At 43.3% G+C, this 13,448-nt stretch carries 8 protein-coding genes; 3 read left to right on the top strand and 5 right to left on the bottom strand.

What is annotated here, in order from left to right; translation table 11 throughout:
* Window positions 1–336: 336 nt before the first annotated feature.
* On the top strand, window positions 337–1,068 hold the full coding sequence (locus tag OCK74_RS01600; RefSeq protein ID WP_279295229.1) for a hypothetical protein: 732 nt from the start codon (window positions 337–339) through the stop codon (window positions 1,066–1,068).
* A gap of 351 nt (window positions 1,069–1,419) precedes the next feature.
* Window positions 1,420–2,361 carry an energy transducer TonB gene (locus OCK74_RS01595; protein WP_279295228.1) on the top strand — a complete coding sequence of 314 codons (942 nt, stop codon included), beginning with the start codon at window positions 1,420–1,422 and terminating at the stop codon, window positions 2,359–2,361.
* A gap of 259 nt (window positions 2,362–2,620) precedes the next feature.
* Here the strand turns inward: OCK74_RS01595 and OCK74_RS01590 are convergent, their stop codons facing one another.
* From OCK74_RS01590 to OCK74_RS01575, 4 genes are all read right to left on the bottom strand, one after another.
* On the bottom strand, window positions 2,621–3,703 hold the full coding sequence (locus OCK74_RS01590) for a DUF5007 domain-containing protein (RefSeq protein ID WP_279295227.1): 1,083 nt from the start codon (window positions 3,701–3,703) through the stop codon (window positions 2,621–2,623).
* 67 nt (window positions 3,704–3,770) lie between these two features.
* On the bottom strand, window positions 3,771–4,439 hold the full coding sequence (locus tag OCK74_RS01585; protein ID WP_279295226.1) for a hypothetical protein: 669 nt from the start codon (window positions 4,437–4,439) through the stop codon (window positions 3,771–3,773).
* A gap of 35 nt (window positions 4,440–4,474) precedes the next feature.
* Complete coding sequence (locus OCK74_RS01580; protein WP_279295225.1) at window positions 4,475–6,013, bottom strand: RagB/SusD family nutrient uptake outer membrane protein; 1,539 nt, start codon at window positions 6,011–6,013, stop codon at window positions 4,475–4,477.
* Window positions 6,014–6,023: 10 nt separating this feature from the next.
* Entirely contained in the window at window positions 6,024–9,317 is a 3,294-nt protein-coding gene (locus OCK74_RS01575; RefSeq protein WP_279295224.1) for a SusC/RagA family TonB-linked outer membrane protein, read from the bottom strand.
* Between the two features lie 803 nt (window positions 9,318–10,120).
* On the opposite strand from OCK74_RS01575, the gene OCK74_RS01570 reads away from it, so the two are divergent.
* Complete coding sequence (locus OCK74_RS01570) at window positions 10,121–10,816, top strand: DUF4386 domain-containing protein (protein ID WP_279295223.1); 696 nt, start codon at window positions 10,121–10,123, stop codon at window positions 10,814–10,816.
* A 53-nt stretch (window positions 10,817–10,869) separates the two neighbouring features.
* Here OCK74_RS01570 and OCK74_RS01565 read toward each other — a convergent pair whose 3' ends face one another.
* Window positions 10,870–13,338 (bottom strand): TonB-dependent receptor, encoded by a 2,469-nt coding sequence (locus tag OCK74_RS01565; RefSeq protein WP_279295222.1) that lies wholly within the window; start codon window positions 13,336–13,338, stop codon window positions 10,870–10,872.
* Window positions 13,339–13,448: the final 110 nt, after the last annotated feature.

Genomic DNA, 13,448 nt, shown 5'->3' with positions numbered 1-13,448 from the left:
ATTAGTCTGAATTCATTGAAATAAGTTCTTTCAACTAACTGGGCTGGCACCCTGTTCAATGTGGCTCATTGGACTATATAGGAGGTCGGATCTGGAGTTTGCTATCTCATATCAACTGCTAGCAGAATAACCAAAGACGTTATAAGCTAAGCTTTAAAACTCCTTGTAGTGACAAAACACTACAATTCCGACTCTATGAATCAAAAAAGAAAAACCTCAAGGTTTTCAGACATCCTTGAGGTTCTTACTAAAGCGGTAAGTTTAGCTACTAAACTGAAGTCTCTGATAGATCTGTTTTTATAAAGACAGGCCACCTGATGAGACCGCTATCCGGCGATGCCAGTCGCCGATAGCTTTTGTAAAGATAGTCACAGAATCCTAAACCTAAAAACTAACAGCAGAGCAGCGAGTTTTATAGACCACATTACAGAGTATTTAACTGATGAAAATAGAAGATTATCTACCAAAGCTGCATTCGTCATCTTGGCGTTGTTCATGATTGTTCTTGTAGATAATATTCTAGGATTTTCCTTTCATTACAGAACTGATAAAAAATTAGAAGAATTGCAAAAAGTAGCTGGAATCATAAATGATACATCTGCCGATCGCACAACAAAAGCATATGCAGCTGCTCTTCGATCTGAAATTATGGACCGGCAGAACATTATAGATTATTCACTCTCCTTTTTGCGGAATATCAAATGGGCTAGCTCTAAAAGTGACCATACAAGTAAAACGATAGCGGCTGATAAAACAAAAGATGTTCCTATAAAAAATGATATATTATTTAAGTTTACGGTTTCTGGTCTTTATATAATAGCTGGCCTCATATTCATACCAATAGTGCTTATTTTAGACAAAAAGTCGCCATTGCATGTAAGAATTGCCTCAGGTTTGGCAGCCGGTTTCATTATTGTTATGTTTTCATCACTGTTCAACTGGCTTTTTGGCTTCATTCCTATATTGTCAAAAACCACCTGGGCATGGAACTATGGGTTAAATTTTGTAGTTCAGGCTATTATACTTTTTTCATTTGTAATGCACTCTATGAATGCCAACAAATCTTAAGCAGTTATAAAGCTAAATTAATTAGTAACTCAACAATAAGCAAATTCAAGCTCATCAATAATCCTGCCCAAATTCACCGGTAACAAAACCGGTAATAATGTACTCGTGCTTTCCATGAATACCGAGTTCTTAAAATAATAAAACCTGCTATGGGCCTGCGTTTCAGAAGAGCAAGGAAAGGCCGCATCATTCTCAAAATCTGCTGCTTTTACGGGTGCTCTGGTTCGATTCCTGTCCTGAGCACTTACGGTGTAGATTGGAAGAAACAAACAAATAAATAAACTTTCCAAGTGAGCTTTTGGTGATAGAAATTACGCCTTTCAATACTCACAAATGTTTTATTTTGTGGCCATGAAAACAACCATAACTGCTTTAGCCCTACTACTTTCACTTTCATCCATTGCTCAGAAAATTGAAAAATATTTTGATTATGCTTGGAGACCCACCGACGCCACAACTGCCCGATATTATGCCTTGATTGAAAAGAAAAATTCTCTTTGGCTCAGAAAGGATTACTTTATTCATGAAGGCAGACTGCAAATGGAAGGTCATTACAAGGACAGTGCTTGTAAAAAAGAAGAAGGTAAATTTTCTTATTACCATGCCAATGGAGCATTAGAATCCACAGGAGCTTATACAGATGGAAAGCGTCAGGGCCTTTGGCTGCGTTTTCATGAAAATGGTATGACAAAAGACTCCGTAACCTACGTAAATGATAATGTTATAGGTACAAGACTGTGTTGGCATTCTAATGGATTTCTTTCAGATTCCTCTGTCATGATTGAAGACGGTAGCGGTGTATCAGTAAGTTGGTTTGATAACGGCAATCCGTCTGCTGCAGGTAAGTATGCAGCAGGAAATAAAATGCATGGTAAATGGCAGTTTTTTCATAAAAATGGAAAAACTAGTGCAGTTGAAGTTTATGACAACGGTAGACTTCTGTCCAAACAATACATTGATGAGGAGGGAAACACCCTTTCAGATACGACCAACAGGGATCGGGAAGCTAGCTTTCCCGGTGGGCTAAAAGCCTGGCAGAAATATCTAGTCAAAAACCTTTATTTTCCTTCTCAATGGAAGCTGGCTAATGCAGATATGGCAATTGTGGTCGTGGACGCAGCGATTGATGAAGAAGGAAATGTCACTGATATTAGGCTTACTGCTCCCCTACATCCTGACTTTGATCAAATTGCTTTAAATGTGCTGCGCAAGGCTCCTAAATGGAACGCAGCCGTTTCCCACAATAGAAAAGTAAAATTCTATTTTCGTCAGCCGGTGGTATTTCAGCAATAGCATTTAGAACTTCGGGGCTGCAAACAGAACGCTTATATGAATTAATGCCAATACGCAAACATTGAAATTAGAAATGCTCAGGGACGATGGCAGTTTGACCGGAGCATTTATCCGCCCTACTAAAAGGTAAGTGGCTGAGATGAATTCCGTTGCAAGGAGCTTATGCTTAAAGAGGGTGCCCGCTGGGGCACCCTCTTTAAAACAACTCTATTTATCCTGGATCCTTTCTGTAAAGGACCAATAAACAATTCTTACCACTTTACCTATGTGTGGCATTTAGCAATTTCAAATTGATCAAATAAGCACCCGGTACCTGGACCCGCATCGGTATCCTGACCGCATAATCATAAAGATCATCCTTAAAATACCCGCGGAAATGGCTGTCGGTTGTACCCTTGTAATAATTCCCGGCTGTATTCGAACTCCACGTGGTGGTGCTGTCCATATGTACAAATGCGGTTGGAATACGGTAGTACATATTAAATCCATTTCCCAGCGTGACAATGGGAAATGGCACCAAAGGATATTTAAGAGTTAAAGCCGTGTCCGTTGGCGTAAAAGTGTCCGGTGCATAATCCTGCAAATTCTGCAAAAAGGGAGGATTGGGATTTAAGCCCGAGTTCGGCCGTTTCATGATCTCATTTTTTTTAGGGTTAAACACCACCCCATCCTTGTCGGTTATCTTAATGATCACAGTATTAGGCGTATCGGCAAAACGGGTAATGGTTTCCACTACAAAGGGATTATTATTGCCATTAAACATAACCCCATTGTTAGCTCCTGCCGCCGTATTGGCAATTAACCTGCTGAGGCTATAGGCGCCAGTTTCCGGTGTGGTTTCAATTTGTTTACCATCTTTCAGAATTAAGGTCATCGCTTTTTCGAAAACCTTGGTTCCAACCGAGTTTGACACTTCGATATCAAACGTATAAGAACCTAGGGGAAGGTAAATGGTTCCGGGGTTGACTTCAAAGCTGCCGTTGCTCTCATTAATGGAGACCGCCTGCATATTGACGATTTTTCTTTTGGCCATGATCGCGGAATAAGTCACATCGATCTTGTTATCGTATGCAGCTGTCCATACGGATACAGGATAGGTTTTTGAAAAAAGACTATCAACAATCTTTCCGGAAGCATCATAGGCATGCAGCATTTTCACTTTGATGGGCATGGTGGAACCATCCCCCACCAGGCTGTAAGAATTGGCCACTCTGCCCCGTATTGCCGTAAATTCATTGATACTATAATGCATGGTAGGACTAATAAATCCCTTATCAACTTTGGTGCAGCTACCCACCAGGGCAATAACTGCGGCCATGCATAAACCATATAATATTTTCATCTTGATAATTTTTGTTTGTTTTTAATAAAATGAATGAAGGTTTTCATCCCCGGCAATTTTCTGTTTGCTACTGTCTGAAAAACAGGGAATGTCCCGAAGAGAGTACATGCACCACGCCGTTTTTGGTAAGAATGCCTGAAGTGGTGCAAAGGATATCAGTTGTATTTGGGGTATTGCCCACTTTATAGGGATGTGAATAATAAACCACCCGTATAGGCGACGAGAAATTATTATTATAGCCAAGACCGGACGTAACGGTTTTGTAGGAAACCACCGCTGTATCATTTGCCAGGCCGGTGGGGTATTTCACGCCAGCTTCCGTAAGCTTATCAAAGGTCAATGGTTGTGCAATCAAATACATTTGCAGGGAATCCCTGGTCCCCTTGATATTGTTGGATAGGTAATACAACATGGAATCCAGTCCCCATTTGGAATTTTGATTAATCGTGTTTTGAACGATCAGTGTACGGGCCGACAAATAATTGTAAATCGTCCAGTCGGTTGGCGGGAAAAAGCTGGCTCCCTGTGCATTGATTTTGTCTTTCAATCCTGCCGCATCGATCATTTGTACCAGTGTATCAAAGGAAGAATGGGATTTCAAGAATTCATAGGTTGTTTTGTCCTTATAAATATTTACATCCTGCACATCCCCTGTAATATCATCTTTTTTACAAGCAGTGAATGCCAGTGTAAGCAGTAAACAACCAGAAAATAATTTTAAAAGCATATTGTTCATAAAGTGAATTGTATTGTTAAAAGAATTCCAGGTCTTTATTTATGTTTCATCCACCATGGATTTTGAGTCAATAAATTATCATATGGAAAGAGCGTGTTCATATCCAGTGGCCAGTAATAGCCTTTATTGGCAGGCGTCACGCGGTCGGTCGGGTAGCCAACGGCAGGAAGCCATCCCTGCGCCTCGTTTGTTCTGACCAGATCATAAAACCAGCATCCTTCGCCCATCAATTCCCTTCCCCTTTCTACTATGATCTCGTCCAACATGTCGTACGCTGTAGCAGGATTGGCATAGCTGTTAATACCAGCACGTATTTGTGTCTGTTTAAGCAAGTTGCGGGCTCCCTCCACATTACCGGTTGAGGCTAATGCCTCAGCATCCAATAACAAAATATCGGATAAGCGAAGCAACACCAGGTTATTGTTAGCATAAAGACCAGTTTTATCCTGCGGATTCTTGTATTGGATATTACTGTACTTTAATAACATATACCCAGCTTCATCTCCGTTAGTAGCCGCAACGGGTTGCAAGAGTTTGGTAAACCTGGCGTCATTGTGATCGGAAAACAAATAATTCGTGGTTCCACCATTGGGAATCACCCAGCAATTTTGCTTTGTATTATTGAGAACTTCGCCTTTCAGAAAGACACTAAAAAAGCCCCCATCTGTTTCTGATGTAAGCGAGCTATTGGTTGCGACCATCGGCAATTCGAAAATACTTTCTGCCGATTTCTGGCCTGCCCAGATATTGCTATATGTATTCATGGGTTCAAGGCTGTACCCACCTTCGTTAATTACTTTCGAGCAATATACATGAGCGCTGTCGTATTGGTGCTTCCAGGCAAAGATGTGCCCCATCAATGCATAGGCCGATCCTTTGTTGGCTCGTATGGATTTGGAGCGATCTCCATTAGCATAGTTCAGGTAGCCCGAGGCAACCCTTAAATCTTTCAGGCAACTATCCAACACCTGGTTTTCCGGACTGCGCGGTACCGGTGGAATATTACCGTAATCCACGTCGTTGTAGGTTTTAGTGACATGCACAGGATCGCCCCAAACCCTTATCATATAAAAATAGGCGTAGGCCCTTATAAACAAAGCCTCACTCACGTAACTGTCTTTAACCGCCTTCGAAGAAAAAAGGCCATCTGCCATTGCAGGCACATTTTGCAACACCAGGTTGCATTGAGCAATCAACCTGTAAAAACGACTCCAGTCTTGTAAGTCGCCCTCTCTGTATGGAACGTAGGAATAATTGAACGCTGGACTATTACTGGATTTTACCGCATTCAGTGTCCAGTTAGCGTTATAGGAGCAATGAAATAAGTCGGTTGTCAAGTCCCCGAAAACAAAATGGGATGAACCGGTTCTCAAGCAGCTTCGCAGCTGAACATACATGGCCAGTGAGGCCTGCTCCACCGATTGCTCAGAGGTCCAGAATTTAGCGCCGTAAGTAGACGTGATAGGTGCCTCGTAAATATATTTTTTACAGGAGCTGCCTGCAAGGATCAGAACCGATAAGAACAAAAAAATCACAGGGTTCAAACCAGTTTTTTTGTATGTATACTTTATCATAATCTTTTTTTTAGAAGGTAATATCAAGCCCAATGGTTAGTTTTTTAGAAACGGGATATAGTCCACCGGTATAGACGCCCAGTTGATCCACCAGCTCCGGATTCGGCATGCTTGAATTTTTAAGTGTGAGCACATTGTCGAGCATTGAATACACCCTTGCTTTTTTCAGTTTTATCTTTTTTAGAAGAGTTGGAGGCATCTCGTATCCCAATGAAATGGTCTTTACTTTAAAATAGCTGCCATCGGTAACAAACATGTCCGAAATAGCAATATATTGGTAATAGCTGCCGAGCGCAGGATTAATTGTCGGGAAGCTGGCCTGGTAACCTCCCTTGGCTGCAGCTTTGGCCGGTGTCCAATAATCAATGCCTGTTAAATCAGGTAACCTGTTTTCCGCAAATTTGCTCATGCTCGAAGAATATCCCCCGGTAATATTGGCTATTTGAGACTGGAAATAGGTGTTGTACACATCTCTTTTCAAGGTAAACACGCTGACAATACTCAGCGACAGATTTTTATACGAAAAATCGTTTACCCAGCCGCCTGTAAATTTGGGATTAGGGTTTCCTGTCGGCATTCTGTCTCCATATTGATCGCCGTTGTCTTCGCCACTCCATACATCAAAATCCTTATTCAGGTCGAGCCATTTGGGATCACCCGGCACCACTACGTGATTGCCTTTGAAATACGTAACTTTTTTACCCGTCAGAGGATTGAAGGGAATTTCACTTTCATAGTTGTACACGCCCAGGTATTTTATCTGGAACATTTCATAAACCGGTTGTCCTACGGAATAGATCCTGCTGATGTCGCCCGCATCGGTAATAACGAACGTACGGTTGTTATTGGGAAGTTTGGCAATCAGGTTTTGATTATGCGATAAAGTCAATTGCGTGCCCCAATGAAGCTTTCTATTTTCGGGAAGTATATTGGCGCCGAGGGTGATATCTACACCCCGGTTGCTCACCCAAAGATCATGGGCATTAAACTGTACATCGCTATAACCGGTAAAAAACGGGAGGGCAAATTGGTAATAATCATCTTTCGATAACTTATCATACACATCTACCATAATATTCAGCCGGCTTTTCAGCAGGAAAAGATCCATACCCAGGTTTTTCTGAATGGTTTTTGTCCAGGTCAGATCATTCTTGGTTAAACCGTTGCTATAACTTGGCTGGACGGACTGCACGCCATTATAATAACCGCCGAGCTCATAGGAATTATAAGGGGCATAAAAATCACCGGAATTGGTACCGGCCACCCCATAGCTGGCACGCAATTTCAGGTAGTCGATCACCCCGGAGAACCTGCTCATGAACTTTTCATCCGACACGACCCAGCCCAAACCGGTGGCCGGGAAATATCCCCATTTGGAATTCGCGCCAAAACGGGAAGAAGCGTCACCACGGTATGAAAGATAGAGCATGTACTTTTTATCCAAATCATATTGTACCTGCCCCAGCACTGAAAGCAATCCCGAAGCGGCATACGAAGAACCTCCAGCCATATCGGCCTGTGCCACACCACTCACCACCTGGATATCGTTGGAGGGAATATTATACCCGGATACCCAGTTACTGTTGGTTATATCTCTTGAAAATTGCTGGCTGGCCGTGGCCACCAAACTATGTTGATGTGCATTTGTTGCCAGGGTTTTTGTATAGTTAAGTCCTTGCTGAAAAAATAAAGTGTTATAGGACCCTTTATTGGATTCGGCATAAGAAGCACTTCCTGCTGGTCTTACCGAAGCAATTTTATCATTCCGTGAAGGCTGGAAATAATCCCTGTAGGAACTGGATATATTGGCAGATCCCTGGATATTGTATTTTAAGGAAGGCAGGATGTCGTAATTAAAGTTTAAGGACGCTGAAAGCTGGTCATTTATATTTTGATTTCTTAACTGGGATGATACACCCAGGAAAAGAGATGAATCCCCGGCGTTTAACCCATAAAAGGAAGAAGGAACGGAACTACCGGATACGGGTGTGTTATTATCGCTGTTATTGTATTTCATACCTCGTAGCCTCTCGCCTCTCGATAATCCAATTACAAGTTGTGTATTTAGTTTTGGACTAATCCTGAAATCAAAATTACCTCTCAGGCTATAGCGTTTAAAGCCAAAGCTTTGGATGATACCCTGTTCATCATAATAGTTAAAACTGACACGGTAATTCAAATTTGAAGTGGCGGCCGAAACAGAACCATCTATGTTCTTGATCATACCTGTTCTGTAAAATAAGCCCTGCCAGTCGGTAGCATGATTATAAGAAGGGTTTAAACTATCAGTCAGTATTTGAGGAACAATGGAGGCAATTTGGGTAGGTGTAAGATAGCTATTAAGAATGTTCATTTTCTCTCTTCTCTCCTCCGCCCCTGTAAGCGTTTTCAGGAGTTGAGGGCGTTGGGTAACGCCCACGTAGCTATTCAATCTGAATTCGGGAGTACCGCTGCGTCCTTTTTTGGTTGTAATATAAATAACACCATTTGCCCCCCGGGAGCCCCAGGCTGCCGTGGCCGTGGCATCTTTTTGAACCACAACTTCTGCTATATCATTGATATTGATACCCGCTAAATAATTGGTCCCTGTGGTACCAATCGCATTATCAATATCACTGGTGTTGGTAGGCACACCGTCAATCACATAAAGCGGACTGCTTAAGGCGCGGGACTGGGCTACATCTGAGTTACCAATATCGGTACTTACCTTTGAGTTTCCACGCACAACAATGGTAGGCGTAACCCCCGGCTCACCGCTGGTGATCTGTACATTCATACCGGCTACACGCCCTTGCAGTAATCCATCGACACTGGGTGCTGGCATGTTTTCAATGGCTTTCCCGGTTACGGTCGAAATCGCTGAAGTAGTGCTTCGTTTTGACTGACGCTGCACACCCACCACTACGATTTCATCCATTACCTTATTGGTTGATCGCAGCACTATGGCCAATTCACGCTGGCCGACGATCTTTATTTTTTCTGTTGCAAACCCTACATAGCTCACTTCCAAAACGGTCTGGCCAGCGGGCATATTAATGCTGAACCGTCCTTCTTCGTCTGATAAAGTGCCGGTTTTAGTTTGAACTACTTTAACCGAAGCTCCCGAAATTGGTTTTCCGGATTCATCTTTAATTAACCCGGAAATAACAGTTGTCTGGCTGTATGCACTAAAACTGATTAAAAGCATCAGCGCGAATAAAATGTAGCTGGCATGGCAGAAAAGCTTCAACTCTACTTGTAAAAAGTTGAACAGGCTTTTCGCACTCTTGTGTTGCGCACAATCTACATGAGTGTTTCTTTGCATTTTTAAGTGTATTAGGTGTAAGAAAAATGACATGAAATAGAAATGACTATAGGTATCGGGTCGCAAAAGCCCAATCTCCGCTTATCGTATAACTGTGTCCGTTATAAAGCAAGCCTTTTATAAGTATCCAGCTTTACAAAACAGTATTATACTGCGGTATTTCTGTATGATCTGTCAGAGATGATATGACGATCTTGGGCCTATGGCATAGCCCGGATCTAGTAAGGAACTTTACAGCATATTATAGCAATCGTTTAGAATGAATTTATTTTTCACAGGGGACCAAACGATTACTGAAGTCATCGTTCAATCAGACCTGTTTGTTACCTGTTTTTCTCTTCCCGCGTAAGCGATCAGCAATGACTCACGTTTTCTTTTGGTGCACCTGAAGTTTCTTCTCGAGCGCCCCAAAAAAATCGTTTCATCATCAAAACTTGATCGTATCTAAAACGCCAAAGTGAAGTTAAAGGATATCATAATCACAAATACCAATGCAGGATGTGCAAACGATTGTTCATTTTTTATTCGAGACCTTCAACAATGTTTTCGCATATTGATTACAGTTGGTATATTTTACCAGCCGGTGGCCGGGCATTTCCGAAGAACTACATGCGATGTTTTTTCCACTTATATCATTTAACTTGAAAAACTAAATCTATCAACTAACGTTCAAAATCAATAAAACATTTAAGGTTATCAAATATGGAAGGAAAACAATTTACAGGTTAGAGCAAAAATGAGTCGAGGAGAAGAGACAAAACAATAGAGCTATTTACAATTATTCTCCATTTAAAAATCTATTAATGAACAAGGAAAAAACAATCGGATTCTTATTGATTGCAGGTGCAATTGGTGTATTTATTCCATACACTATTCTGACAATTACCTTTGAATATCCAGATATATTGCGGCAAAATACAGGAATTGTATTGACCAAATTTCATGAAGGAGGGAGTTCACTAATTTTAACATGGTGGGCATTTGCAATGCTTGGCTTGCCCTTACTGATCGCTTATATCCTCATTGGTCGAAAATTCGAAAATAAACTGGACTTCATTAAATGGGTTACCACATTTGGTGTGATCTCCGGCATTGTTCAAATCATTGCATTGTTGCGGTGGGTATTTGTTGTACCTATAATAGCCAATAATTATGTATCAGCTGGTGATGCTGCTACAAAAGCCGCCGTCATAGTTTCTTTTCAAACAATCCACCAGTTTGGAGGCGTTTTATTAGGTGAACATATAGGTCAGTTATTTACCATCATCTGGACGGTTATGATATCGTATGCTTTCATCAAATTGAATGTATTTCCAAAATGGGTTAGTTGGTTTGGAATAACAGCTTCCTTTATCTACCTGATGGCACAGGCTGAACTGTTTGCTACAGTCATTCCCAACTTTCCGGTTTGGGATATGGCTGGCTTTATTGGCAGTACGCTTTGGTTGATTTGGCTAATAATCATTGGCATTAAATTTCTAAAAATGGAAAACAAGTAAGATGATAATGTTGCTGATGTTTTTCTCGATCTGTTTTATTCTTAATTATTGCTTTAAAATTCCACTTTGTAATTGAGTATTGGAATCAACCCTGTCTGGTAACTGGTAACCACCTTTCCTTTTTCGGAATCATACCAGTCGCCGTAAACATTAAGGCGGTTCGTAACGTTCTGGATATCGAGCGATAGGGTGCTGGTCAGTCGCGAGCGGTTCCAACGCAGACTTAGCCTAAGGTCAGTCCGGAAATAGGGGTCATTTTGCTGCGTATAGGCCTCTTTTTCGTAGTAAATGCCATAGCCGGCCTGGCGCGAGGCATCCAGGTTGATGGGAGTAGTGCGCAGGCCACCAGCGTACAGGGTGCGAATGTTGATGCCAAAGGTGCGCAGACCGTTAGCCGACAAAAATTCTTTTCCGCCAATGAGATTAACAATGTAGCCCCCGTTAAAGCGAGTATTGCGCTCTACCCCGTCAGCTGCAGTGTACTTGCTTTGGTACAATGAGGTACTGAGGGTATAATAGAGCCGGTGGGCCAGGTATTTTTCGAGCGACAGCTCCAGGCCATAGTTGCGACCGGTACCGCTATTGACCAGCGGATCAGTGATGTATTCACTCTGCACATTCAGCATGGAAAAGGTGCTGGTATCAGAAGTAGCTATGGGCACATCATAGAGGTGCTGATAATAGGCTTCGGCTTTCAGGGCCAAGTTGCTTCCCAGCCAGCGGTGATAAGAAACCACTCCGTGATGGGCACGGGTCAGATCCAGGTCCCGGTTGGGATGGATCAAACTGCCATCGGGCTGTTGCACCTGGGCAAAGTATACACCCATGGCCTGTATTTGGCTATGGCCACCATAGCCAAATGAAAGCGTGTTCTTTTTATCTATCTCCCATTTGAGGGAAGCGCGCGGCTCCAGTGCCATAGTATTATTGTAAAGTAGTTGCAAGTAGTGCAGCCCACCATTAAGCGTCACGCCCTCCAATATTTTATACTGCCACTGGGCAAAGCCCTGTACGGTTTGGGTGGTGCCCTTTGAGTTGATTACGACCTTCAACGGTGCTGTCTCATTTTCCTTGGACTTCTGGTAATAATCGGACCCGATAAAAGTGACAATAGCTCCACCCCTTATTACACTATGCGAGGAGAACTTATGATTGAGCGTTGAGGTCAGCGTGGTTTTGCGCGTAGTAAAGCGGTCGATGTAGGCGTCCGACAACGAGTAATTATCCTCGATGTACTGGTAGTCGTCACCTATCTTGCTATAGGACGTGGCCAGCGCCGATCGCAGGTTAGTTCGCTGCCCCAGGGAAATGCTGTGCGTCAGCCCTGTGGCGGCCGTGTTGGACACAAATCGTGAGATGTAGCGGTCGCCCTTATCCTCCCATTTAGAAGAATCCTTATCGCCGCTGATGTCTTGCGAACTGAGGCCGCCAAAGCCAAAGAGTGAAAAGGTACCCGCCCGTTTCGTGGGTACATATACGTGGTAGGACAAGTCCTGGAAGTCGGTAGAGCCAGCTTCCAGGGCAACGCCCATTTTACCCAACAAGGACAAGGTAGAGTAGCGGTAGTTGGCCAGGTAGGAAGCCCCACCCTTCCCACTAATGGGACCTTCTGCGGCAGCGTTGAGGCCCAGGAAACCAGCCTGCAGGGCATACTCACGCTTTTCGTTGTTGCCCCGGCGCAGCTTCAAGTCAAAAACCCCACTAAGCGCGTTGCCATACTCGGCGGCAAAGGCCCCCGTAATAAAGTCGGAGTTGGAGAGCAACTGTGTACTCAATATGGAGATACCACCCCCACTGCTGCCTGTACTGGCAAAATGGTTGGGATTGGGTATATCTATCCCTTCCATACGCCAGAGCAGCCCTGTTGGCGAGTTGCCCCTAATGATAATGTTGTTATTGCCATCATCGGAAGCCATCACACCAGGAAAGGCGGTGGCCATGCGCGAGGGATCGTTTACTGCCGCGGCGTATTTCTGGGTTTCCTCCACGGTAAAGGCACGGGCTGATACAGTGCTCATGTCATTGAGCGGACGGTTTCGTTTGCTTTTGGCCTGTACCACTACTTCTTCAGCCATCTTAAAGCGGCTTTCCACAGCAATACTGAGCACGTTTTCCTTGCCGGAGATGACATTGATATTATCGAGCAAGACTTCTTTGTAGGAAACATGGGTAATAGCCAGCTGCTGTACACCAATGGGCACAGCCGAAAAGCGAAAGGCTCCGCTGGCATCGGTCATGGTGGTAAGGCCCAGCGCCGGCAGGCTGACAGTAGCACCCTGAATGGGAGTTTGCAACACGTTGTCCACTACCACTCCGCGCAGTTGCTGGGTAAGAAGAACAGTCGTTTTTCTGGATTCTACCGTTTGAGCATATCCGCTGAGGTTGATGCCTGGCAAAAAAGCCATGAGTGCCAACAAGCAGGCTACAGTTTTATGTTGACGATGCCTGGTTGAAAAGGCAGCAGCGGTTGGTGTTTTTCCTGGGAATAGCCGTAAATTTTGGCTCTTTTGGGTTTTGTCCATCCTGGTTGGTTTTAAAATATAACAACCAGGCAAATCTTTACCCCTATGCACCCATTAAAAAATTTGATCTCTGCGTCCCACCCTAGCCACCCTTTAACGCTTCCTACTTA

This window comes from Paraflavisolibacter caeni, assembly GCF_025628885.1.
Taxonomy (GTDB): Bacteria; Bacteroidota; Bacteroidia; order Chitinophagales; family Chitinophagaceae; genus Flavisolibacter; species Flavisolibacter caeni.
The sequence above is the reverse complement of the archived record's forward strand: the minus strand, read 5'-3'. Positions and strand labels throughout refer to the sequence as shown.

Coding starts and splice junctions, on each gene's coding strand:
- OCK74_RS01595 (WP_279295228.1), top strand. CDS start 1,420: ATGAAAACAACCATAACTGCTTTAGCCCTACTACTTTCACTTTCATCC.
- OCK74_RS01600 (WP_279295229.1), top strand. CDS start 337: ATGCCAGTCGCCGATAGCTTTTGTAAAGATAGTCACAGAATCCTAAAC.
- OCK74_RS01575 (WP_279295224.1), bottom strand. CDS start 9,317: ATGCAAAGAAACACTCATGTAGATTGTGCGCAACACAAGAGTGCGAAA.
- OCK74_RS01585 (WP_279295226.1), bottom strand. CDS start 4,439: ATGAACAATATGCTTTTAAAATTATTTTCTGGTTGTTTACTGCTTACA.
- OCK74_RS01570 (WP_279295223.1), top strand. CDS start 10,121: ATGAACAAGGAAAAAACAATCGGATTCTTATTGATTGCAGGTGCAATT.
- OCK74_RS01565 (WP_279295222.1), bottom strand. CDS start 13,338: ATGGACAAAACCCAAAAGAGCCAAAATTTACGGCTATTCCCAGGAAAA.
- OCK74_RS01580 (WP_279295225.1), bottom strand. CDS start 6,013: ATGATAAAGTATACATACAAAAAAACTGGTTTGAACCCTGTGATTTTT.
- OCK74_RS01590 (WP_279295227.1), bottom strand. CDS start 3,703: ATGAAAATATTATATGGTTTATGCATGGCCGCAGTTATTGCCCTGGTG.